This window comes from Acinetobacter sp. LT1, from assembly GCF_059800965.1.
The window spans coordinates 99677-124010 of record NZ_JBBAXE010000012.1; the positions used below are offsets into that span (position 1 = coordinate 99677).

Genomic DNA, 24334 nt, shown 5'->3' on the forward strand with positions numbered 1-24334 from the left:
TGCACATTAGAGCTATTTAAATAATTTAATAATGGCTACCGCTCAATCAACATTAAAATAAATAACTCGTTATAATCCAGCCCAAAATCTGATAGACATTATCTTCCGATGCTGACCCAATCATCTTTCTGGCGTAGTCTTTACCGTTTAATTCATATTTATGCCGGTATTTTTATTGCACCATTTATCTTGTTCGCAGCAATCACTGGTTTACTCTATGCTATTACACCACAACTTGAACAAGCCATTTATAAAGATGTTCTATATATTGAGCCACTGAATCAAACACCACATAAGCTGAGCCAGCAAATTGAAGCTGCAAAGCAAGTAATGCCAAAGTCTGCACAGGTAATTGAAGTTAGGCCAGCCCCAAGCTCTGATCAGACAACACGTGTAATTTTTTCAGACTCTATCCACGATTTTACAAGTGAAGCCGTTTTTATTGATCCTTTTACACTTAAAGCCCAAGGTCATCTAGCGGTTTATGGTACCAGTGGGGTTCTGCCATTTCGCACTACGCTCGACCAGTTACATAGCAATTTATTGCTAGGAAAATGGGGCCGCTTTTATAGTGAACTGGCAGCAAGCTGGTTAGCCATTTTGACTTTAACTGGACTGTATAATTGGTTGAAACGGCGTCAAAATCTTAAAATCAGGCAAACACAAAAAAATAAATTACTAAGATGGCATAGCACGTTGGGTTTAACTCTATTTCCTCTCTTATTAATAATCGCCGTTACAGGTCTTACATGGTCTGAATGGGCTGGAGATAATATTCGAGTTGCTCGTCAGTGGTTTAACTGGCAAACCCCAACTTTAGCAACTTCTCTTCAAACAGATAATTTACCTACAGTGATGCACCATGAACATCACGAGATGTCTCATAGTGAAAATCTTAATTTAAATATTATCTCTACTGAGTATGATACTGCTCTTTCAATAGCCAGAGCACATGGCATTGATGCAGCACAGATACAAATCAAACCACCAACCAGTGGAAATCAAGCCTGGACTGTAGCCGAAATTCAGCGCAAATGGCCAACTCAAGCAGACAGTATCGCCATTGATATGGAACAACACAAAGTTATAGATCAACTTGCTTTTAAAGACTACTCTTTAGTGGCAAAGCTCACCCGTTGGGGAGTTGATGCGCATATTGGTGTTTTATTTGGCTGGATAAATCAATTGGTACTGGCACTTTATGCTTTCGCACTGTGTATTATGATTATTTATGCATATAAAGCTGCGTTTAAAAACTCGAATTTAAAACTTATGACAACTCACTTTGTTGGTCAAAGTCTATTAATTTGGAACCGCGCAACTAGCTCACAAAAAATATGGTTAATATTGGTGGGGATCATGTTAGGTCTCAGCTTACCTGTTTTTGGTTTTAGTATTTTATTTACGCTGTTTATCTTTGCTATGCGTAAATATATTCCGTCTAAATCGTAAATAAAATTTCAATAACCACTAATTATTTTTCTTATTACAAAATCTAAGCATCAACCATAAAAAAAGCGGTACTTGATTATGTCTATTCATCAAGTACCGCTAAATTTAAAGCAATTTCACACTGGGTTCATTCGCTCAAGTTCACGAATTAAACCAGAATGGTCAAGTTCACCGTCTCCGGCAGCAAGCATATTTTCAAATAATTGGCTGACTTGTTGGGCAACAGGTAAATTCAATTCTAGTGATTTAGCATAGCTAACGGCTGTATGTATATCTTTATGCTGGTTTCGAGCAGTGCCACCCGGTTTAAAATTTCTACTTAGCATACGCTCGCCATGTTGCTGTAAAATTGGAGAATCTGCAAAACCTCCTGTGAGTGCTTGTTTGAGCTTAATAGGATCGGCTCCTGCTTTAGTCGCAAGCAATAACCCCTCGCTTACAGTTGCAATTGTGGTCGCTACTATCATTTGATTTACCAGTTTTGCCAGCATTCCGCAGCCAGCTCCACCTACTAAAATTGGTCGGCCCATTGCACTTAAAATAGTTTCAGCCTGTGAAAATGTTTTAGCTTCACCGCCTACCATAATAGCAAGACTTGCATTTTTCGCACCTTTTTCGCCTCCAGAGACTGGGGCATCTAAATATTTAAACCCTCTTTCTCTGCATTTTTCACTTTGTGCTTGTGCAACTTCAACGGGTATTGAACTCATGACCATGACCGTACTTTCAGGTTTTAGCTGTGAAATTGCACCGTGTTCTTTAAACAGGATTTCATCACAGGTTTTTCCATCGCTAAGCATACAGATTAGAAACTCTACATCTTTCCCCACTTGTTCAAGGTCAGAGCAAACTTGGGCACCAGCTTCTTTTAAACTATCTGCTTTAGATAAAGTTCTATTCCAAACCTTAATGTGATGGCCTGCTTTGAGTAAATGCATAGCCATCGGCAGTCCCATAATGCCTGTACCCACAAATCCGATGGTCGCCATTATTTCATCTCCGTAGCAGTTCGAACTTTAAGTTGCTGCTGTTCTACTTTTAAGCTATTCGATTTTAACTTTGCTAATAACAACAAGCCCAAACCACCCATTGCTACAAAGCCAGCAATAGCAAGGAATGCCACTGTATAGGTGCCTGTGGTGGTATATAAATAGCCTGTTAAATATGGACCAGTAAAACCACTTAAATTACCTACCGAGTTAATTAACCCAATTCCAGCTGCGGCACCAACTCCCGTTAGAGTTTGCCCAGGAATAGTCCAGAAAATGTTAATCGCACTAAATACACCAATCGCAAGAAGAATAAAGCCGACAATAATGGCCCACGGTTGATTTACAATCAGTGCAATCGCAATGGCTAATGCCGCCATAAGTGCAGCACAAGCACCGTGTTTATAACGTTCTTGTTTACGGTCAGAACGGCGGCTCCATAAAACCATCCCAACAGCTGCAAATGCATATGGAATTGCGGTGAGTAAGCCATTTTGAATAAGGCTAATTTGCATACCAAATGTGTTACGGAATGACTCTAAAACACTTGGTAAGAAGAAGAACATCGCATTTGAACCAGAGGTAATTCCAAAATAAACAACCGCCATAATCCAAACCAAAGGATTTTTAAACACTTGTTTAATGAGTTCACCTTTAGTTAAAGCGGCATCGGCAGATTGCTCTTTTTCTCTTTCTTCACGCTCTAGTGTAGACATTAACCATTGGCGCTGCTCAGCCGTTAACCACTCTGCTTCTTTCGGGTTATTGGTTAAATATTTAAGACAGATTAATCCTAAAATAATGGAAGGGATCCCTTCTAGCACATACATCAAACGCCAACCTTCGTAACCAATGGTATTACCCCATTGCATAAGGCCAACTGAAATTGGTGCTCCAATAATTTGAGCAATTGGCAATCCCAGATAAAACGTGGCAAAAACACGGGCACGATATTTTGCAGGAAACCATAAGGTTAAATAAAAGATCACACCAGGAAAGAAACCTGCTTCAGCAATACCCAGTAAAAACCGTAAAACAATAAACTGCGTACCGCTATGAATAAAACCCATGAGTGCTGCAATAATGCCCCAAGTAATCATGATTCGGGCAATCCAGATCCGCGCTCCAAAACGATGAAGCAAGATATTACTTGGAACTTCTGCAATAAAATAACCTAGAAAAAATACACCCGCACCCAGACCAAAAATGGTTTGAGTAATTCCAAGTGCATCATTCATATGTAACGCAGCAAAACCAATATTGGTCCTGTCTAGAAATGCCATAATGAATAAAATAATGAGAAACGGGATAATTCTGTTCGAAATACGTTTGATTGTCTGCTCTTCGAGAGCAGTTACATTCTTGATATCTTCCATAATAACTCTCACATCAACTGGCGATCACTGCCATTAATTTTGGGTATCTTCTATATGTGCCTGAATCACGCTTTCAAAATTTTTATCTGCTTGGAAACCTAAAGATTCGGCATATTCAGCTTTCACCTGAACAGGCCAACTTTGAACAATACGTTGAATGGTTTTGTCTTCTTGCCATTGCACCAAATCAGTTGCTTGTTTGCCCGCAACTTTTTCAAGCGCCTCAAGCATTTCTTTAACCGTGACTGTTAATCCCGGTAACGGAATAATTCGGTTATCTTGAAGTACATCTGAAGAAATTGATGCCGCTTTAATCATTGATTCAACACAACGTCGCGGTGAAGTAATAAAGACTGGAGTATCTGACGGTACTGGGCAAATAGCCGTTTCGCCTTTTAATGGTTCTCGGATGATTGAGCTAAAAAATGTCGAGGCAGCTTTATTAGGTTTACCGGGACGAACCACAATAGTTGGTAGTCTTAAAATACGTCCATCAATAAAGCCTTTTCTTGAGTAATCCGAGACCAGCAATTCTCCTACTGCTTTTTGCATGCCGTAAGAAGACTTTGGTGTAACCACTGTCTCATCTGTCACAACTTCTGGCAATTGACCACCAAATACAGCACAGCCGCTAGCAAAAATGACTCGAGGCGTGGTTTGTTTCTTTCTTAATTCTTCTAATAAATTTAAGAGTCCATACAAATTAACATCCATACCTAAATCAAAATCAGCCTCCGCTGCTGAGCTCACCACAGCAGCCAAATGCCAAACGACATCAATATTTTCTGTAATATGAGCAACTGTAGTTTTATCGGTAATATCACCGACAATCACTTCAACTCTTGGGTCTTGCGGCAAATCATCGCCTGCAAATGCATCAAACAGAATAATTTTATCGATGGGCTCAGGTTTATTGTTATCTAAATTCAAACTGCCAGTTTTTAAGATCTCTTTGGCAATTTGTTTTCCAATAAAACCTGTTCCACCAGTGATTAGCACATTCATACAGAGGTCCTTTCCTAGTTTTTATTCACTTAAAAACTTTTGTAATTGTCGTGAATTAAACGATAAGGAGTCCCTGCAATAATTTCCAATGAATAATTTCTAAATATTGATAACTTTTTAATATCAGTTTTATGTTTATAAATTTACTCAATAAAGCAAGTTGTCTTTCAACTTGAAAACCTCAAACCACTCCATGGCTTGAGGCTGAATACTTTATTTACGTTTCGCATTTTTAAGTAAGATATTAATAAATGCTGCTGCAATATCAGAAACTGGTTCATCTTTACGCGTCAAAATTCCATAATCCTGCGCATCTAAAATCAAATCCGTTTCTAAAATCTGTAATTGCCCCTCTTTTACTTGATCGATCACCATGGCTTCGGGCAACATTCCTACCATAGGTGCACCTTTTAAGATCTGCAAAAAGGTCTGCATCGACATGGTATTGACTGTATTTAAGGGAATTTTAACTTTTGCTCGGGCAAATGCGCCTTCCATACGTTGTCGAATTGGCGTGCCTTTAGGATAGAGTACCCATGGCCAATTTAATAATTCTTCTAATGTACAAAACTTCTTCTTAGCACATGGATGAGCATTATTTACGACAATACAAAACGGCTCTGGGCCTAAAGGTTGAAAATCAAAAAACTGACTTTGCGTCACATCGGTAAAACGGCCAATAGCTAAATCTAAAGTGTGTTCACTTAGCATTTCCATTAAATGGTCACTGGTCTGCTCAACAACATCAATAGAAAGTAGCGGCCATTGTTTCTTAATCTCAATAATTGAGTTTGGAATCACCACAGCAGTTGCAGCAAAAATACCACCTACTTTTAAAAAACCATGACCGCCTAACCGTAAAAGTTCAATGTCTTCAACAAAATGCTTTGCATCGTTTAAAACACGCTGCGCATATCGAATCACGTGCTCACCCAAAGCTGTTACTGGCATATTTCGGGGTAAACGTTCAAAAACAGGAAAGCCCAGTAATCCTTCTATTTCCTTTAGCATTTTACTCACCGCAGGCTGACTTAAGTTCATCTGCTCGGCGGCCAAATGCATGTTATTGGTTCTCGCCAAAGTTTCTAACAACACCAGATGTTTGAATTTCAACCAATTATTTAAACTTGCGTAAGTTAAATCCGCCATTTTCAAAAATCCTTTTCGATAACTTTTCGTTATTAATAATTAAATTATTACGATTGGTGTTTATTAAATAAGAAACATATCATGATTTCAAATAAAAGAAGGATGCTTTAAATGAACTTTACGTTAAATTCCCAGAACTCATTACCAGACGATGCTACTCAAGGATGTTTAATTGGTCGCGCGTGGATTCCAAATCAAATTTCCGGTCCATCTCCAATTCTTTTAAAAGGTGATCAGGTTTTTGATATTTCTGAAAAGTTCCACACTATTTCCCAGTTACTTGAGAGTTCAGATCCTTTAAAAGCTTTAGCTGAAATTGAAGGAAAATTAGTTGGCTCAATTGATGAGTTGTTTGCCAACACAGTCGCTGAACCAGATACAAACAAGGCATATTTTTTAGCCCCTATTGACCTGCAAGTGATTAAAGCAGCTGGTGTCACCTTTGCAGCAAGCATGTTAGAGCGTGTGATTGAAGAACAAGCAGGTGGCGATGCACAAAAAGCTCAATCAATCCGTGAAGTGGTACAAGGGGTAATTGGCGATAATTTAAAAACAATTGAACCCGGTTCTGAAAAAGCGCTGCAACTCAAAGAATATTTAATTGAACAAAAAATGTGGTCTCAATATCTTGAGGTGGGTATTGGTACCGACGCTGAAATTTTTACTAAAGCACCTGTCTTAGCAGCCGTAGGAACGGGTCAAAATATTGGTATTCACCCAAAGTCTGAGTGGAATAATCCAGAACCAGAAGTTGTATTGGTTGCAAATAGCCACGGTAAAATTTTAGGTGCGACTTTAGGTAATGACGTTAATTTACGGGACTTTGAAGGCCGTAGTGCCTTACTGTTGAGTAAAGCCAAAGATAACAATGCATCTTGTGCAATTGGACCGTTTATTCGCCTTTTTGACCATACTTTTACTTTAAATGATATCCGTGCTTGCGATGTTGAACTGCAAATTCAAGGTACAGATAACTTTGTGCTTAATGGCGTGAGTTCCATGTCTCAAATTAGCCGTGACCCGGAAGATTTAATTCAACAAACGCTGAATGAAAATCACCAATATCCAGACGGTTTTGTTTTGTTCTTAGGTACTTTATTTGCACCTACTCAAGATCGAGAACAAGCTGGGGCTGGCTTTACCCATAAAGTTGGAGATGTGGTCCGTATTCATTCACCAAAGCTCGGCACTTTATACAACACAGTCATGACCAGTGATAAAGCGATGCCATGGAATTTTGGCATAAATGCTTTGATGCACAATTTAAAACAACGCGAATTACTATAATTTTCACGTATTATCGACTGATTCAATCGTAATATTCATCACTTAAAAAATTAAATTTCTGAGCGAGATCAGTAGAAGGATCTAAAAATGAATGATCAAGATAAACGGATTTTTTTACGTAGCCAAGAATGGTTTGATGATCCTGAACATGCCGATATGACCGCTTTATATGTTGAGCGTTACATGAATTATGGCCTGACCCGTGCCGAGCTACAATCAGGCCGCCCTATTATTGGTATCGCACAAACAGGTAGTGATTTAACTCCATGTAACCGTCACCATAAAGAACTTGCCGAACGGGTTAAAGCAGGTATTCGAGATGCGGGTGGTATACCCATGGAATTCCCTGTCCACCCGATTGCAGAACAAACCCGTCGTCCAACTGCTGCACTTGACCGCAACTTAGCCTATTTAGGTTTAGTTGAAATCTTACATGGTTATCCACTTGATGGCGTGGTGCTAACCACAGGTTGTGACAAAACTACCCCTGCCTGTTTAATGGCAGCCGCAACAGCAGATATACCAGCAATCGTGTTATCTGGTGGGCCAATGTTAGATGGTCACTTTAAAGGTGAGTTAATTGGCTCAGGCACTGTGCTTTGGCATGCAAGAAATTTACTTGCCACGGGTGAAATTGACTATGAAGGGTTTATGGAAATGACCACTTCCGCATCCCCTTCGGTCGGGCATTGCAACACCATGGGTACTGCACTTTCAATGAATGCATTAGCAGAAGCTTTAGGTATGTCTTTACCGACATGTGCAAGCATTCCAGCGCCTTATCGCGAACGTGGGCAAATGGCCTATATGACTGGCAAAAGAATATGTGAAATGGTTCTAGAAGATTTACGACCATCTAAAATCATGAATAAACAATCATTTGAAAACGCCATTGCTGTAGCCTCAGCATTAGGTGCATCAAGTAACTGCCCTCCTCACCTCATTGCGATTGCCCGTCATATGGGGATTGAGCTGAGTTTAGAAGACTGGCAACGCGTTGGAGAAAATATTCCACTTATTGTGAATTGCATGCCGGCGGGTAAATATTTGGGTGAAGGTTTTCACCGTGCTGGCGGTGTTCCTGCTGTTTTACATGAATTACAAAAAGCGGGGGTTTTACATGAAGACTGTGCATCAGTCAGCGGCAAAACAATAGGAGAAATTGCTAAAAATGCAAAAACTTCAAATGCAGATGTCATTTTCCCATATGAACAACCATTGAAACATGGTGCAGGCTTTATTGTGCTGAGTGGCAATTTCTTTGACAGCGCCATTATGAAAATGTCTGTAGTGGGCGAAGCGTTTAAGAAAACCTATTTATCTGACCCAAATAGTGAAAATAGCTTTGAAGCACGTGCAATCGTTTTTGAAGGTCCCGAAGACTATCACGCACGAATTAATGACCCAGCTTTAAAAATTGATGAACATTGTATTTTAGTCATTCGAGGCGCAGGTACTGTTGGTTATCCGGGCAGTGCGGAAGTTGTAAATATGGCCCCACCCGCAGAGTTAATTAAAAAAGGAATTAACTCTTTGCCTTGTTTAGGTGATGGCCGTCAAAGCGGTACGTCTGCCAGCCCATCTATTCTCAATATGTCACCAGAAGCGGCTGTAGGCGGTGGAATTGCCTTACTTAAAACCAATGACCGTTTACGTATTGATTTAAATAAACGTTCAGTCAACGTACTCATTTCTGACGAAGAGTTAGAACAACGCCGCCGTGAATGGAAACCCACTGTTTCTACATCTCAAACGCCTTGGCAAGAAATGTATCGCAACATGGTGGGGCAATTATCTACTGGCGGCTGTTTAGAGCCTGCAACGTTATACATGCGTGTGATCAATCAAAATAACCTGCCACGGCATTCTCATTAATTTCAGGATTCTATTATGACCATTATCGGACACAACTTTATTGGCGGTTCACGTAGTGCACAAAGTTCCAATTTACTAAAAAGTGTCAATGCAACGACTGGCGAAACTTTGCCTTATGAGTTTCACCATGCAACCGAACAAGAGGTGAATCAAGCCTGTGAAGCAGCCAGTCAAGCCTTTAAAACTTACCGCCATACGTCTCCTGAACAGCGTGCAGTTTTTTTAGAAAATATTGCCGATGAGCTCGATGCTTTGGGTACAGATTTCCTTGAAATCGTCTCACAGGAAACTGCTTTGCCACTTGCACGTTTGCAAGGCGAACGTGGTCGTACCAGTGGGCAAATGCGTTTGTTTGCCAAAGTGCTGCGCCGTGGTGATTTTTTAGGTGCCCGTATTGATACCGCTTTACCTGAGCGTCAGCCTTTACCACGCCCAGACCTGCGTCAGATTAAAATCGGTGTCGGCCCTGTGGCAGTCTTTGGGGCAAGTAACTTTCCGCTCGCCTTTTCAACCGCAGGTGGTGACACTGCGTCGGCACTCGCCGCAGGTTGTTCTGTGGTGGTAAAAGCCCATAGTGGACATATGGCGACAGCAGATTTTGTAGCGCAGGCAATCGAACGTGCCGTAGAAAAATCAAATATGCCTAAAGGTGTATTTAACATGATCTACGGTAATGGCGTGGGTGAGCCACTAGTGAAACATCCTTTAATTCAGGCTGTAGGTTTTACCGGTTCACTTCGTGGTGGTCGTGCTCTATGTGATATGGCCGCAGCCCGTCCACAACCAATTCCCGTATTTGCTGAAATGAGCAGCATTAACCCGATGCTGATGTTGCCAGAAGCATTAAAAAACCGTGGAGAAAAAATTGCACAGGATTTGGCAGATTCAGTTGTTTTAGGCTGTGGTCAGTTCTGTACCAATCCAGGTTTAATTTTGGGAATTAAATCAGCCGAATTTACTCAGCTCATTAGCAACCTAACCGAAATTATAGGTGGCAAACCTGCACAGACTATGCTGAATGCCGGCACCTTAAAAAGTTATACCGCAGGTCTTGAGCATTTAACTGAGCATCAAGGTATTGAACATTTGGCAGGTCAAACCCAGCAAGGCAATCAGGCGCAACCGCAACTGTTTAAAGCTGATGTTGAATTATTGCTAGCAGGTGACCAGCTTTTACAAGAAGAAATCTTTGGGCCAACCACAGTCATCATTAAAGTAGCAGATAAAGCCCAACTCATTCAGTCCTTACAAAGCATGAATGGACAACTGACTGCGACTTTAATTGCTGATGAAGCAGACTTAACCGAGTTTGCAGATGTGGTTCCTGTGTTAGAAGAAAAAGCCGGTCGATTACTTATAAATGGCTACCCAACAGGTGTTGAGGTGTGTGATGCGATGGTGCACGGCGGGCCATATCCAGCCACTTCAGATGCACGAGGCACCTCAGTCGGAACCTTGGCCATTGATCGTTACTTAAGACCTGTGTGTTATCAAAACTATCCGCAAAGCTTATTGCCAGAGGCTTTAAAAGACAGCAATCCATTGCAGATTTTAAGATTAGTGAATGGTGAGATGACCAAAGAGGCGATCTAATCAATTAAAAAAAGAGACCACAAACTGGTCTCTTTTTAATTTCTACATCCAAAGCTTATAGATAGAATAAAATTTCCTAAATTAATTTGGTTTGTAATTGATATTTTTTAAAAATAAATCAACAGCATACTCAACCCAAGTACTAATTTCATTCTCTGATATTAAATAATCAGGATGCGTCAGACATTTTAGATGAGCATCACTTCTTAATAACGATAAAAATATATTCGCAGCAACTTCTGAAGAAGAACTTAATTCAATTTCGCCCTGTTTAACGGATTTTTCTAGATATCCTGCAATGATATTTGCTAGACGCTGTGGACCCAATTCAAAGAATTTTTCAGATAACTCTGGGAACCTTACCGCTTCTGCAATACAGACCCTAAAAAAAGCCAAGCCTGAATGCGATAATATAAAACACAGATAGGTCTTCCCAATTTCAGTTAGTGCTGAGCGTAAATTGTCGGCTTTTGTTTCAACTAAAATAATTTGTTTTTGCATGTTGGTACATTGACGTTCGATCACCGCTGCAAACATCGCTTCTTTATTCTTATAGCAACCATACATTGTTGCTTTTGAAACCCCCGCTTCCTTTTGAATCATGTCTGTCGTTGTGCCACTAAAGCCGTGGATCAAAAAAAACTTTGTTGCTGCATCCAGAATTTTTTGATCTTTTTCATGAGCTTTCGTTAAACCAGACATATTGACCTTATAAAAATTTTAGCGATTTCGTTCTAAGTGTAACTCATCGAAAAGCTCAAAATCGAGAATTGACGGAAATTTAATTAAAGAGTAGAGTACCGATCGGTACAGTACAGTAAATATCTACTCCGTGCAATGAATTGATGTTTAAGATTTAAGGTAAAAGATGAATACAAAGCCACTCATCGGTTTAGCAGGTGCAATATTTGCTGCAATGACTGTTGAATTTAATAACCGAATTACCAGCATTACTTTAGTCGACATTCGAGGTGCAATGGGCATTAGTGTCGACTCGGGTTATTGGGTTAACAGTATTTACGCAAGTGCCATGATTATTGGAATGATCCTGTCTACGAGTTGGGCAGTCATTTTTTCTATGCGCAGAGTTCTTCTTTTTGCTATAGGACTTTGCCTTTTTTCTAGCGTTTTAATTCCTTTTAGTCCAAATATCGAAATCTTTTATCTATTACGTGGCTTACAAGGCCTCGCCAATGGTTTAACCATTCCTTTACTCATGGCCTGTGCGCTTAGATTTTTAGGACCTGATATTCGACTATGGGGATTAGCCTGCTATGCATTAACTGCGACGTTCTTTCCCAACTTAAGTGCCGCACTCTCTGCGTTTTATTTAGATGTGGTTGGTTGGAAAATGATATTTTTCCAAACCATTCCGTTTTGTGCGCTAAGCGCTGCACTGGTTTATTTTGGGATTCCCCAAGATCCTCTTAATTATTCAAGAATAAAAACTTACGATTGGATGGGTGCCATTTTAGCAATTATTAGCTTAGCGAGCCTGAGCACCATGTTGTTGCATGGCAACCATTTAGATTGGTTCCATTCCCAATTAATTTGTGTATTGGCCTTAATCAGTGCGATTACTTTACCTTGGTTTTTTATACATGAATGGCGCTATCCTTCACCACTCATTAAACCGCAAATGCTCGAAATCAGAAATTTTGCTTATGCTGTTTTCGCACTCTTTTGCTTTGTTATTATTGGTATGTCCACCAGCACATTACCACTCAATTACTTAAGTGCTGTGCATGGCTATAAACCCACTCAGACCATGTGGATTGGCTTACAAATTGCGGCATTGCAATTTATCTATATTCCTATTGTTGTGAAGCTTTTAAATCAAGCTTGGGTGGATAGCCGATATGTACACGGATTTGGTTTACTTCTGGTCATTGCGGGTTGCCTAGGTGCAAGTCAACTTGATACCACATGGAATCAAGACCAATTTTATTTTTGGCATGCAATCTCATGTCTGGGCCAAACCTGTGTCGTGCTCTCGCTCTTAATGATGGGTACAAACAGTGTTCACCCAACCATGGCAATTTATGCATCCCCTATGATTAATACCCCGCGTGCCATTAGCGGTGTACTGGGTATTTGTATTTTGGATTGGATCAATCGAGTGCGCGGTGAATACCATTCAACCCGGCTGATTGAAAATACCGCCCAACATGTTTTCCAAAATATTCAAGGCCCTGTTATTAACCCACTTACTCCACCTGTGCTCACTGCAAATGGTGCAGATCGTGTTTCAGGTGGCTTATCTGCCCTAAATTCTGCGATTCAAGCGCAACAATCAGTTTTAGTTATTAGCGATCAATATCTCATCTTAGCTGGCCTTACCGCTATTTTATTCATCGTGATGTTGATTTTGCCAGTTCGAACTTATCCGCCACGTATTGCTCTCATTAAGTTAATGAATAGTCATAACTCAGGAAAATCTTTATGAGTACTCTCGAAGCCCAAGACACCCCCCATACCGAACCGCCCAAGTTAACCAAGGTGCAATTTCTCAAAAAGCATTGGGTTATGGCTATTGCGTTTATTATTGTCTTAGCATCTATTTTGTGGGTTTTAAAACTTATATTTTTACCCTCTTCGGTTGTTGAAACAGACGATGCACGTGTAGATGTAGAGTACTCAACAATTGCCCCAAAAGTATCGGGCAATATTGAGGAAATTTACATTAAAGATCACCAGACCGTAAAAAAAGGCCAACTTTTAGCGCGGATTGATGCACGCGATTATCAAGCTGCTTTGGCAGAAGCTGAATCTAATTATACAAAAGCACAAGCAGATCTGAACGAAGCAATGCTGGCGGTAGAAAGACAACCGACAGTTATTCGAGAAACTGAAGCACAGCTGAGAAAAGTAGAAGCTGGAATTAAACTCACAAAAGATAATACGGCGCGTTATGAGCAGTTGCAGGCACTTGGTGCTGAATCTAGATTAATTACCCAGCAGTCTAAGACTACATTGACTGAACAATATGCTGACTTAGACAGCAGTAAAGAAAAAGTGATTGATGCACAGTATCAGCTCAACCAATACAAGATTCAGGTACAAGCCAAACAAGCTGCTCTTAAACAAGCACAAGCCGCACTTGATAAAGCAAAACTGAATTTGAGCTATACAGAGGTTCGTGCGCCTATTGATGGCATGATTGGTCAAAAGTCAGCTAACGTAGGTAACTTTGTGAGCGCTGGTAATCCACTCATGGTGGTTGTTCCTTTAGATCAGGTTTATGTAGAAGCCAACTTCCGTGAAATTGAGTTAAAAAAAATCAAGATCGGACAACCTGTTAATGTCTATGTAGATGCTTATAACGTTGAGCTAAAAGGTGTGGTAGACAGCTTCTCTCCTTCTACTGGCGCTTTTTTCTCTCCGATCTCTGCAACCAATGCGACTGGTAACTTTACCAAGATCGTTCAACGCCTTCCTGTACGCATCAAGCTCATTAAAAATCAAAAAGATGTTAAATTATTACGTCCTGGTTTATCGGTTTTAGTCTCTATTGATACGACTAAATAATTAGTCTAAACCTTGGAATATGAGAGAAAAAAGAGACCTTTTACGGTCTCTTTTTTAATTAATCTAAATTCATGGCAACCGATCTGGTTGCTTTACGCTTTCGCGTGACGAACAATCCACAAACCACCACAAGCGAAGTTACCCCTAAAGATAAAGTCGTTTCATAACTATATGCTGGCGAGAAGAACATATAAGCCAACACACTTAAAATAATAATAATCACAAACCAAGTCAGCCATGGGAATAACCACATTTTAAATGGTATTTCGGCTCCAGCTGCCTCGAGCTTATGTCTTAAACGTAGTTGTGAGAACGCAATAACCAAGTACACCAGTAAAGCAATTGACCCTGTGCTTGAAAGCAATAATCCAAATACTTTTCCAGGGAATACATAGTTAATAACACAACATACTAAACCAATAAAAGTTGAAGAAAACACTGCAATTGCAGGTACGCCCGCATAATTGATTTTAGTTACGGCTTGAGGCGCTTCACTACGAGTGCCCAAACGAAATAGCATACGAGAGGACGTATAAATCGCAGCATTCATACAACTCGCAACAGCAATAAATACAACCGTATCAATGATGAGTTTAGTACCCGGTACGTTCAAGCTCATTAAAACGTATTGGAATGTCCCGTACTTCTGTAAATCTGGTGAACGCCAATCGACAAGTGAAACGGCAATAAACATTGAGACCACGAAGAAAAGAATAATGCGGTACAACACGAGGTTCGTTGCACGTCTAATTTTCTGTTTAGGGTTTGATGATTCTGCTGCGGCAATTGAGACAATTTCTACACCAAAGAATGAAAATGCCGTAATTAAAATAGCAGATAAAATTCCGCCCATACCGTGCGGCATAAAACCAGCATTGTTATATAAATTAGCAACGCCGCTAACATTTTTAGCTAAAGGCCAAATACCTGAAATTGCCAAAATACCAATAATAATGAAACCAATAATAGCTACTACTTTGACTAAAGAGAACCAGAACTCAAACTCACCAAAACTTTTGGTACTAAAAAAATTAGCTAAGCTTAGAAATACAATAAAACAAAATGCATAGATAGAAACTGAAACGTTCGGAAACCACGAATGTAAAATTTCAGCACCTGCAATGGCTTCTACCGGAATCGCAAGCACCCAAAACCACCAATATAACCAACCAATGGTAAAGCCTGCCCAAGGGCCAATCGCTTTACGGGCATATGTAGAAAATGAACCAGTGTCCGGTTCTAAAACGGCCATTTCACCCAACATCCGCATCACCAGAAATACCATAATGCTGGTAATCAGGTATGCAAGTATTACTGCTGGGCCCGCCTTGGCAATTGCAGAAGATGAGCCTACAAATAAACCTGCACCAATAACACCACCAATACTAATCATTGTGATATGGCGATTTGAAAGTCCTTCGCCTAATTTTTTTGTTGTATCATTATTCATATTTCAATCCTTAAAAATATATTTATAAAAACAATCTATTACATGTTTAAAATCCTACGGTAATGAAAAGGGAAAACCTGATGTTTTCCCCTTGTTGTAATAATTAATTTAAAGTTGGCATTGAAAATTGTTTTGCTTCACGGACTTGAGCAGACGGCCAACGTTGCGTAATGGTTTTACGGCGTGTGTAAAAACGGACACCATCTGGACCATACGCATGTAAATCACCGAATAATGAACGCTTCCAACCACCAAAACTATGATAAGCCACAGGTACCGGTAAAGGCACATTAATACCAACCATACCAACTTGAATATGACTGCTAAAATAACGTGCTGCTTCCCCATCACGGGTATAGATACAAGTACCATTGCCATATTCATGGTCGTTAATGAGTTGCATGGCTTCTTGCATAGTATTCACACGCATAACTTGCAACACAGGACCAAAAATCTCTTGTTGGTAACTAGTCATATTTGGTGTGACTTGATCAATTAAAGTCGGTCCAACGAAGAAACCTTTTTCATAGCCTGTTGGTTTTGCATCACGACCATCTACTACAATTTTTGCGCCTTGCTGTTCTGCACTTTGAATATAGGCTTGTACCTTGTCTTTATGTGCTTGGGTAATAAGTGGCCCAAAGTCGTTGCTTGCATCTGCATAGTTGCCGAACTTCAATTTTTTCATTTCTTGAGTTAGCTTATCAATGACTACATCGGCAACTTCGTCACCAATAGCAACTGCTACCGAGAGTGCCATACAACGTTCACCTGAAGAACCAAAAGCTGCGCCTAACAATGAAGTTACTACGTTATCGATATCGGCATCAGGCATGATAATCGCGTGGTTTTTTGCCCCACCTAATGCTTGGCAACGTTTGCCCGTGGATGTTGCTGTACGGTAAATATATTCAGCAATTGGTGTTGAACCTACAAAGCTGACTGCCTGAATACGAGGATTATGTAATAAGGCATCTACCGCTTCTTTATCACCATTCACCACATTAAACACGCCGTCAGGTAAACCCGCCTGCTTTAATAATTCTGCAAGGTATAAAACCACAGAAGGTGCTTTTTCCGAAGGTTTTAAAATAAAACAATTACCGCAAACCAGTGCCATTGGGAACATCCACAAAGCCACCATAGCTGGGAAGTTAAACGGTGTGATCCCAGCGACAATACCTAACGGTTGGAACTCGCTCCATGAGTCGATATCTGGACCGACATTTTTTGAATATTCCCCTTTTAAAAGCTCTGGTGCACCGCAAGCGTATTCAACATTTTCAATACCACGTTGTAATTCGCCTTGAGCATCATGAGAAATTTTACCGTGCTCTTGTCCAATCAAAGCGCAAATCTTTTCAGCATTTTGCTCTAATAATTGTTTAAACTTAAACATGACTCGTGCACGTTTAATGACTGGTGTATCTCGCCATGCAGGAAATGCTTGCTCGGCTACCTGAACTGCTTCATTTACCGTTTGAGCATCTGCAATTTCGACTTCTTTACTAATTTCACCCGTCGCAGGATTGTAAACTGGCTGTTTTCTTGCCGTTTTAGATACAATTCTTCCTTGAATGAAATGCCCTAGCACTTTTTTGGCTTGTTCACTATGCGTACTATTTTCAGTTGAAACTTCTTCATAGCTAAAATCTTCTAGGCCATTTGTCATTGTTGTTACTCCTTACTACAATTAGTTTTTAGATCAAACTGTATTTTTCATTTAGTTTTTAAAGAGCATCTATAGACTTTACCGATGCTCTTAAAATGTCTATAAGCCTTAATTCACTTGATAAAGTGCATCGCCAACGGCATTCAATAAGCGGTCAATATCAGCCTCTGTACTGTTAAACATTGGACCGAACTGAAGCGTGTCGCCTCCAAAGCGAACATAGAATCCTTCTTTCCAAAGTTTCATACCAAGCTCAAAGCCTCGGATGGTGGCATCGCCATCACGTGGTGCTAACTGCAAAGCACCAATCAAACCACAGTTACGAATATCTAAAATATGCGGTGAGCCTTTTAAGTCATGCAGCATTTTTTCAAAAGTTGGTGCTAACGCCGCAGATTGAGCTAACAGGTTTTTCTTTTCTAAAACTTCAAGCGCAGCTAAAGCAGCCGCACAAGCAACCGGATGTGCCGAATAGGTATAGCCATGGGTAAATTCAATGGCATGCTCTGGTAAGTCTTGTTGCATAAAGGCTGAGTAAATTTCATGGCTTGCCACCACACCACCTAAAGGAATAGCACCATTGGTCACCTGTTTCGCAAAGTTCAAAATATCTGGTGTTACCCCAAAATACTCTGCTCCCGTCCACGTTCCTAAACGGCCAAAACCTGTAATTACTTCATCAAAAATTAATAAGATGTCATGCTGATCACAGATCTCTCTTAAACGTTGTAAATAGCCTGTTGGCGGTACAATACAACCTGCTGAACCAGAAACAGGCTCCACAATGACGGCTGCAATATTTGAAGCATCGTGTAGCTCAATTAACTTAAGCATTTCATTGGCAAGTTCTATCCCACCTGTTTCTGCACAACCTTTGGTAAAAGTTAAATTCGGCTGCAAGGTATGCGGTAAATGGTCTACATCCATAAGCTGACCAAACATTTTACGGTTGCCACCAATACCGCCTAAGCTTGTTCCAGCAACGTTTACACCATGATAGCCACGGGCGCGACCAATCAATTTGGTTTTGCTTGGTTTACCTTTAATACGCCAATATGCACGTGCCATTTTGATGGCAGTATCTGCCGACTCTGAACCCGAGTTGGTAAAGAAAACATGTTGTAATTTTTCAGGCATATGCTGAACAATTTTATCTGCCAATTTAAAAGACAACGGATGACCAAACTGAAAAGTTGGTGAGTAATCGAGCTGACCTAATTGTGTACTTACCGCCTGTTGAATTTCAGGTAAGGTATGACCAGCACCACAAGTCCATAGGCCGGAGAGTGAGTCATAAATTTCACGACCAGAATCATCAATTAGGTATGATCCTTTTGCGCCCACAATCATGCGCGGATCTTTAGCAAAGTTCCGATTTGCAGAGAAAGGCATCCAGTGTGCCTGATAATTTATGTGCATATTATTATTAGTTTGAACCGCATCCAAAGTGTGCTCAGAATCGCTGAATTTATCCGTATCAAACATAACCATTCCTGTTTATTTTCAAATTATGGTTTGAGTGTACATAGCGCGATAAGTTTGATAAATTCAAATTATCTTGAGTTTAGATTTAAAAAAACAAAACTAAATGAAACCCAAAAAATTAAATCAAGTCACTGATTTTGATATTAAATTACTTAAAATATTTAAAACGGTTTGCGACTGTCATAGTTTTACATCTGCAGAAAGCATTCTTGGCATTAGCCGTTCTGCAATCAGTTTGCATATGAGTGATTTAGAAAATCGTTTAGGCATTCGGCTATGTCAGCGAGGCCGTGCCGGATTTGCCCTGACCGATGAAGGACGAGAAATTTTAGAATATATCGAAGTACTTACGGCAGCGATTGAAGACTTCCGCTCCAAAGTTAACCAAATGCATAATCGTCTTAAGGGTGAGTTTAATATCGGTATTATTAACAATCTTGTGACTATGCCTAGAGGCTATATCACCAATACGTTGACCCAACTTGCAGAGGAACATGCCGAAGTTATTATTAACATTAGTATGAGCACCCTTTCAGATATTGAATGCCGTGTGCTCGATAACCGTTTGCACGCAGGCGTTATCCCCCTTGTGACGCCATTGTCTGGTCTAGACTATTTCGATTTATATAGCGAGAGTTCATTTTTATATTGCGGCAAAAATCATCCGTTGTTCAGCCAGTGCAGCAACATAAATCTAGATGAGTTAAAAACATGGCAAGCAATCCTTCCTAATTATGCCATCACACCAGAAGCGGCAAAGTTGCATCAGCTTTTAGACTGTAAGGCGACAGCAAGTGACCGTGAAGGCATCGCATTTCTGATTTTAACTGGAAAATTCTTGGGTTTTTTACCCGATCACTATGCAAAAAAATGGGTTGAAGATGGTTTTATGCAAGCTGTTTCAAAGGAAAAAATGCATTACAGCACACCTATTTGTTTAATTACTCACAAAGGCAAAAACCACAATATTATTTTAAAAACCTTTATGGAAATGCTTGAGAAGCGGATCGTTGCGGGTTAAAAATCTTTATATTAATAGAGCTGTTCTATTATTCATGGAAGTATAAAATAGTAACTAATTAAGAATAAGTTACTATTTTATAGGATGAAGCCCATTTTAAATGGGCTTCATGTAATTAATTTTCTTTGAGTAATGAGCTAAATATATTTAAGAGTTTAATTCCAAGTGACGAGATTTTAAGTTAATATCGCCATCAAAATATTTACCAGACAATAATTTAATTTTGAAGAAAATCATAAAAAATTTAAATTTAGCCTTTTAGCCTCGGCTTCATCACCATACCACCACACCGCTTTATCTTTGACTTTAGCTGACCTCTCTTCATCAACACCATAATATTCCTCTGGATATTTTGGATAAGAACTACCATCTTCAAATCTAGTTAATGTAGTCGTGTGTACAAATAAATCATAAGTTTGTTGATGACAATTTGGACACGCAGGTAATGATCTCAAAAACCTTTTTAGATTATCTTGAATATATTCACGATAAATAGGCCCGCTATCTGGAATATTTTTAGGTTTTGTCTCATTTAAAATAGGATCGCTACGTCCTGTTATCCATAGAATAGTATGACAATTCGCACATTGCGCACCCAATGGTTCTGCTCTTTCATATTCATTCACTCCGTACTGCAGACCATTCTGTTGATATCCATTCAAATAATAAGGTACTACAGCTATTTCACTAGCTGCTACTTGGTGTAAACTTCTCATTGTATTTGCTCCTTATTTCTTTAAAATCGGCTTATCAAGCACTGGTTTAATCTTAGCAGCATCATAACGCCCCCCAAATAACACTACAGCACGGTTATTGTTTGAACCTGTATTACGGCTACTATTATAGATAATACCTGTGTAACCTTTGTCATAGGCTTGGTTCGCAATTCTATTTGTATACGCATATATAGCTTCTTTTTTAGCCTTTTCTGCATTTGAATAACCATCTGGCGCAATTTCAGTTAGTTTTTTTTGATCAATCCCCATTTGTTTCAATATTTTAGGATCGGTTAAATCTAGCATATTCTTAACCTCAACCTGTCCCACAAATAAAGACTTTCCATTTACAGCCTGTCTCACTTCGAAATAAGATGTAGCAATGTTTTCACCAAAATAGATATCACCACCTGTAGATCTATGATTAAAATCTGAGAATCTATAAAGCGCACGGGGATTTGTACTCAAGGGAGTAAATTGAGGATCATATATTTTATGTCCATCTAAATTGACTGCAATACCTTTATCCGAAATAATTATTGGATCTTTTAAAACTTTGTAGCCAACTTTTGCTGCTACTTTTTCTGTCAGGATCACTCCACCTTTAGCAAGACTAGCGCCACCAGCGAATAAACTCGCTACATCAGCTGTAAGTTTGCCCGCTTCTAAACCTGCATTATATGAGCCTTTAATACCAGCTTTTTCATATTCTGATTCAAGCTTATTAATACGGTTCGTATAATCTTGTTTAATAGCATCACTAATATTACCTAGAGCGTTTTCACTATTGATAACTTCTTTGATTGCTTTATAGGTTTGTATTGGGCTAAGAGCCATTTTTGCCAAACCCACTACCGACTCAGCAACAGAGGTCGGAATACCTACTGCAAAGCCTGCTGCATAATTTGCATCTTGTCCTGCACTAATTGCAGCCCATTTAACAACTACTCCACCACAAGTAAGAACATTACAATCTTTAAGTTCTTGACTCTTTTGCTTCTCTTGCACATGGTTCAAATAATTATTGCTAACGGCTGTATCTGCTGCATTTGCAGCAGCAGTCACATCATATCCTACATACGCAGCAACCACCCCAGTGGTAAGTTTAGTAATGTTGAGAATTTTTGATTTTTCTGCTTCCGTATATTCAATGCCATTTGCTGGTTTGAACATATTTTCTGCAATGACCTCACCTAAAGCGGCTCCTAGTGCTCGTGACTGACATTCTTTGTCAATCACACCAGTTGCACAACCCGCTGCAGCATGCGCAGCAATAGCAACAACTTTACTCACAAAGGCATTGCTACTCATTCCTAATGTGTCACCAATAGCACCTGCTAATGGTGCTTGCAGTGAGTTTGCCAATCCTGCTAATAAAGCTTTTTCCAGTCCTTCGCTTAGGTTTCTACCATTAACAGCAGAATCTATCAATGTACTGCCAACACCTTGTATCATTCCAGTAGCCATATTATTGGCAATGTCATTCACAATAGCATTACTACTGATATTTAAGTTTGTCGCTACCCCATTCAACAATCCAGCAGTGACTACTGATGCTGCTAAATTCTTAACAGAATCTTTACTTCCTAAATCTTTTAGTGTTTTGCCGATATCTCCACCGTTATTAATTAATCCTACACTTGCTTGAGTTGCTAAACTTGTAATAGCAGCATTTGCCATAGCCCCAAGCGTAGAAACACCTGTAATTGTTGTAACACCTCCCACTGTTGCAGTTGTAACGCCTGCTGAACCAATCATACTTGCGCCCAAACCAACTGTAGTCCCACTTGCTGCTGTTCCTCCAGCCGCACCTGCCGCTGCAGCAGTTCCTGAACCCATCGTAAGAATTGTCACAATAATAACAATAATCGCAGCTCCAGCTGCTGTTAAACCTTGTGATTTATAGTCCCAGTCTTTTTGAGTTAATAGAACTGTTTGCCAATCTACATCTTTTCGGTTTACCAATTCTTTTAAATATTCATTTCCTGGTTTTTTAGATAAGTCAAGAATCGCATCACGTAGCTCTACTTTATTAACATCTTTTTCACTAATTGGAACTTGTACACTTAAACCACCAGCGGCTTTAAAAGTAGGTAAAACTGGACCATTAAAACTTGGTAATTGAGCAGTTTCAGTGATAGAACCTTTATCCTGCATTGATTGCCAGACTACAGAGTTTTTTTCTTTTTTTAACAAGTCAGTAATAGAGGTTTTAGCAGCGATGAGCTCTAACTTACCGCCAGCTTCAAGTGTAGAACCGATTAAATATTCAAATTCTGTTCCAACAAGTCTTGTATCATAAACTGATTTTGTCCCAATATAATCTGCTTTTAAGGTTGCTGGTATTTCAGTAACTTGAGTACGCGTTGCATTTGTTTTAGAGGTGTTGTATTTGATTCCAGCAAAAGATGATTTTTTCGTAATATCTACATCACTCCTAGAACTCTCTTCCACTGTATAAAGGTTAAGATTTCCCCCAGAGTTAATAGAAATTGTTCCACCCTCAGCAGTAAAGCGCCCAGAATAAATATCAATATTATTATCTGGGGTTTTAGCATCTACAGATGGATCTAGTTTCTTTGTCTCAATAGAAATATTCTTTGCAGAAATATCAACTGATGCCGCATTTGTGCCATTATTTTCAGAAACAGTCGTAATATACTTTTTCTTTAAACCACCCCATGATTTTTTCTTTTCAGTAGTTATTGATCGATCATAACTTTGCTCAATAGCTGCATCAAATAAAATACTTTTATTTGATTCTATTTTCACATCACCATTTTTTGATGTAATACCGGTAGCTTGTAAAACTAAGTTATCATCTTTAGTTTTACCTACAGTTCTAATGTTAACCCCTTTATCCCCATTAATAATAGAAGGGCTGACTAGTGTTCTCATACTATAATTTTGATCATTTTCACTGCCTTTATCATAAAAATCTGTATGACCATCAACAATAATACTTGCATTTAATATTCTTGGCTGGGGATTAGTCTCTGTAGTGGTTGTAGATTTATACTGTTCGGCTAAAACACCACTTGCTTCTAAATTAACTTGGCCCAATTGAGCAGAAATATTACCCCCACTTATAGATAATCCTTTAGCAGAAGTAATATTTATATTTCCTGATTTTGAAGTTAATTTAGCTTCGGCATGTTCTGAACCATTTATCTCTGTATTATAAAAATCAACTTCCGCCTGTAAGCTCCTTAAATAATTTTCATCATATTTTGGCTCAAATGAATATAATGCATCAAACGGCTACTTCTTTGTGGTACAGCAATAATACTATGGAATAATGGTACATCTGATCCAAATATAAGAAGCCTTGGGTTTGGTCTCACTGGGTATTTGGAAATAAAATCTTTATAAAGATTATAATGCTTCACATATAAAGTATAATCATAATTACTAGAAGCATAATCTTCATATGCAGTAACCATATTATCATAATCGGTAAAAAACTGTTGTTGTTTTAATAAATCTAAACTACTTAATATAGAATTTTTTAAATTATTGGCTTCAGTAAACTTTTCTTCTTTCTTTCTCTTTGCAAAACTATTTTTTACCCCATCAACTAACACATCATCTTTACTTGAAACAATCTTAATATCTTTTTGTGCAGTTAACTGTGAACCTTGAATATCAACTTTAGCACCCTCTAAATTGATACCACCATTTGCTGTATCCAACTTAACAACTTGTTCCGATCCATTCCCCGCAGTTCCACCATAGC

16 protein-coding genes and 1 pseudogene are annotated in these 24334 nt (G+C 39.3%); 7 read left to right on the forward strand and 10 right to left on the reverse strand.

Annotated features, from left to right (window positions below):
• Positions 1–108: 108 nt before the first annotated feature.
• Positions 109–1452 carry a PepSY-associated TM helix domain-containing protein gene (locus WBW42_RS13125; RefSeq protein ID WP_032070719.1) on the forward strand — a complete coding sequence of 448 codons (1344 nt, stop codon included), beginning with the start codon at positions 109–111 and terminating at the stop codon, positions 1450–1452.
• 116 nt (positions 1453–1568) lie between these two features.
• Here the strand turns inward: WBW42_RS13125 and WBW42_RS13130 are convergent, their stop codons facing one another.
• The 4 genes from WBW42_RS13130 to WBW42_RS13145 all read right to left on the reverse strand — a co-directional run bounded on the left by WBW42_RS13130 (position 1569) and on the right by WBW42_RS13145 (position 5971).
• Positions 1569–2441 (reverse strand): NAD(P)-dependent oxidoreductase, encoded by an 873-nt coding sequence (locus WBW42_RS13130; RefSeq protein WP_032070718.1) that lies wholly within the window; start codon positions 2439–2441, stop codon positions 1569–1571.
• On the reverse strand, positions 2441–3817 hold the full coding sequence (locus WBW42_RS13135) for an MFS transporter (protein WP_017392709.1): 1377 nt from the start codon (positions 3815–3817) through the stop codon (positions 2441–2443). The genes WBW42_RS13130 and WBW42_RS13135 overlap by 1 nt, the downstream gene beginning before the upstream one ends.
• A gap of 33 nt (positions 3818–3850) precedes the next feature.
• Positions 3851–4822: a D-erythronate dehydrogenase gene (denD, locus tag WBW42_RS13140; RefSeq protein WP_032070717.1), complete on the reverse strand. Its 972-nt coding sequence runs from the start codon at positions 4820–4822 to the stop codon at positions 3851–3853.
• Positions 4823–5035: 213 nt separating this feature from the next.
• On the reverse strand, positions 5036–5971 hold the full coding sequence (locus tag WBW42_RS13145; protein ID WP_032070716.1) for a LysR family transcriptional regulator: 936 nt from the start codon (positions 5969–5971) through the stop codon (positions 5036–5038).
• Between the two features lie 111 nt (positions 5972–6082).
• Here WBW42_RS13145 and WBW42_RS13150 point away from each other — a divergent pair, with 111 nt between their 5' ends.
• The 3 genes from WBW42_RS13150 to WBW42_RS13160 all read left to right on the forward strand — a co-directional run bounded on the left by WBW42_RS13150 (position 6083) and on the right by WBW42_RS13160 (position 10726).
• Complete coding sequence (locus WBW42_RS13150) at positions 6083–7258, forward strand: fumarylacetoacetate hydrolase family protein (protein ID WP_032070715.1); 1176 nt, start codon at positions 6083–6085, stop codon at positions 7256–7258.
• Between the two features lie 87 nt (positions 7259–7345).
• Positions 7346–9133: an IlvD/Edd family dehydratase gene (locus WBW42_RS13155; protein ID WP_032070714.1), complete on the forward strand. Its 1788-nt coding sequence runs from the start codon at positions 7346–7348 to the stop codon at positions 9131–9133.
• Between the two features lie 15 nt (positions 9134–9148).
• Entirely contained in the window at positions 9149–10726 is a 1578-nt protein-coding gene (locus tag WBW42_RS13160; RefSeq protein ID WP_032070712.1) for an aldehyde dehydrogenase (NADP(+)), read from the forward strand.
• An 81-nt stretch (positions 10727–10807) separates the two neighbouring features.
• Here WBW42_RS13160 and WBW42_RS13165 read toward each other — a convergent pair whose 3' ends face one another.
• Positions 10808–11428: a TetR/AcrR family transcriptional regulator gene (locus tag WBW42_RS13165; RefSeq protein WP_014206840.1), complete on the reverse strand. Its 621-nt coding sequence runs from the start codon at positions 11426–11428 to the stop codon at positions 10808–10810.
• Between the two features lie 166 nt (positions 11429–11594).
• On the opposite strand from WBW42_RS13165, the gene WBW42_RS13170 reads away from it, so the two are divergent.
• Both WBW42_RS13170 and WBW42_RS13175 read left to right on the forward strand, forming a co-directional pair.
• The gene (locus tag WBW42_RS13170; RefSeq protein ID WP_032070711.1) at positions 11595–13172 is read left to right on the forward strand and encodes an MFS transporter; all 1578 of its coding nucleotides are present in this window, start codon (positions 11595–11597) and stop codon (positions 13170–13172) included.
• Entirely contained in the window at positions 13169–14254 is a 1086-nt protein-coding gene (locus WBW42_RS13175; protein ID WP_032070710.1) for an HlyD family secretion protein, read from the forward strand. The genes WBW42_RS13170 and WBW42_RS13175 overlap by 4 nt, the downstream gene beginning before the upstream one ends.
• A 58-nt stretch (positions 14255–14312) precedes the next feature.
• Here the strand turns inward: WBW42_RS13175 and WBW42_RS13180 are convergent, their stop codons facing one another.
• The 3 genes from WBW42_RS13180 to aptA all read right to left on the reverse strand — a co-directional run bounded on the left by WBW42_RS13180 (position 14313) and on the right by aptA (position 18867).
• The gene (locus tag WBW42_RS13180; protein ID WP_032070709.1) at positions 14313–15704 is read right to left on the reverse strand and encodes an amino acid permease; all 1392 of its coding nucleotides are present in this window, start codon (positions 15702–15704) and stop codon (positions 14313–14315) included.
• Between the two features lie 103 nt (positions 15705–15807).
• Positions 15808–17376 (reverse strand): CoA-acylating methylmalonate-semialdehyde dehydrogenase, encoded by a 1569-nt coding sequence (locus WBW42_RS13185; protein WP_032070708.1) that lies wholly within the window; start codon positions 17374–17376, stop codon positions 15808–15810.
• A gap of 108 nt (positions 17377–17484) precedes the next feature.
• Positions 17485–18867: an omega-aminotransferase AptA gene (gene aptA / locus WBW42_RS13190; RefSeq protein ID WP_163114479.1), complete on the reverse strand. Its 1383-nt coding sequence runs from the start codon at positions 18865–18867 to the stop codon at positions 17485–17487.
• 97 nt (positions 18868–18964) lie between these two features.
• Here aptA and WBW42_RS13195 point away from each other — a divergent pair, with 97 nt between their 5' ends.
• The gene (locus WBW42_RS13195) at positions 18965–19882 is read left to right on the forward strand and encodes a LysR family transcriptional regulator (RefSeq protein WP_017399163.1); all 918 of its coding nucleotides are present in this window, start codon (positions 18965–18967) and stop codon (positions 19880–19882) included.
• Positions 19883–20115: 233 nt separating this feature from the next.
• Here the strand turns inward: WBW42_RS13195 and WBW42_RS13200 are convergent, their stop codons facing one another.
• Together WBW42_RS13200 and WBW42_RS13205 are read right to left on the reverse strand one after the other, a co-directional pair.
• Positions 20116–20598 carry a hypothetical protein gene (locus tag WBW42_RS13200; protein ID WP_017385962.1) on the reverse strand — a complete coding sequence of 161 codons (483 nt, stop codon included), beginning with the start codon at positions 20596–20598 and terminating at the stop codon, positions 20116–20118.
• Between the two features lie 12 nt (positions 20599–20610).
• A pseudogene (locus WBW42_RS13205) lies at positions 20611–24334 on the reverse strand (DUF637 domain-containing protein); the annotation flags it as partial.

Excerpts from the sequence above, each read along its gene's own strand:
- WBW42_RS13125 (WP_032070719.1), top strand. The coding sequence starts at position 109 with ATGCTGACCCAATCATCTTTCTGGCGTAGTCTTTACCGTTTAATTCAT.
- WBW42_RS13130 (WP_032070718.1), bottom strand. The coding sequence starts at position 2,441 with ATGGCGACCATCGGATTTGTGGGTACAGGCATTATGGGACTGCCGATG.
- WBW42_RS13135 (WP_017392709.1), bottom strand. The coding sequence starts at position 3,817 with ATGGAAGATATCAAGAATGTAACTGCTCTCGAAGAGCAGACAATCAAA.
- denD (WP_032070717.1), bottom strand. The coding sequence starts at position 4,822 with ATGAATGTGCTAATCACTGGTGGAACAGGTTTTATTGGAAAACAAATT.
- WBW42_RS13145 (WP_032070716.1), bottom strand. The coding sequence starts at position 5,971 with ATGGCGGATTTAACTTACGCAAGTTTAAATAATTGGTTGAAATTCAAA.
- WBW42_RS13150 (WP_032070715.1), top strand. The coding sequence starts at position 6,083 with ATGAACTTTACGTTAAATTCCCAGAACTCATTACCAGACGATGCTACT.
- WBW42_RS13155 (WP_032070714.1), top strand. The coding sequence starts at position 7,346 with ATGAATGATCAAGATAAACGGATTTTTTTACGTAGCCAAGAATGGTTT.
- WBW42_RS13160 (WP_032070712.1), top strand. The coding sequence starts at position 9,149 with ATGACCATTATCGGACACAACTTTATTGGCGGTTCACGTAGTGCACAA.
- WBW42_RS13165 (WP_014206840.1), bottom strand. The coding sequence starts at position 11,428 with ATGTCTGGTTTAACGAAAGCTCATGAAAAAGATCAAAAAATTCTGGAT.
- WBW42_RS13170 (WP_032070711.1), top strand. The coding sequence starts at position 11,595 with ATGAATACAAAGCCACTCATCGGTTTAGCAGGTGCAATATTTGCTGCA.
- WBW42_RS13175 (WP_032070710.1), top strand. The coding sequence starts at position 13,169 with ATGAGTACTCTCGAAGCCCAAGACACCCCCCATACCGAACCGCCCAAG.
- WBW42_RS13180 (WP_032070709.1), bottom strand. The coding sequence starts at position 15,704 with ATGAATAATGATACAACAAAAAAATTAGGCGAAGGACTTTCAAATCGC.
- WBW42_RS13185 (WP_032070708.1), bottom strand. The coding sequence starts at position 17,376 with ATGACAAATGGCCTAGAAGATTTTAGCTATGAAGAAGTTTCAACTGAA.
- aptA (WP_163114479.1), bottom strand. The coding sequence starts at position 18,867 with ATGGTTATGTTTGATACGGATAAATTCAGCGATTCTGAGCACACTTTG.
- WBW42_RS13195 (WP_017399163.1), top strand. The coding sequence starts at position 18,965 with ATGAAACCCAAAAAATTAAATCAAGTCACTGATTTTGATATTAAATTA.
- WBW42_RS13200 (WP_017385962.1), bottom strand. The coding sequence starts at position 20,598 with ATGAGAAGTTTACACCAAGTAGCAGCTAGTGAAATAGCTGTAGTACCT.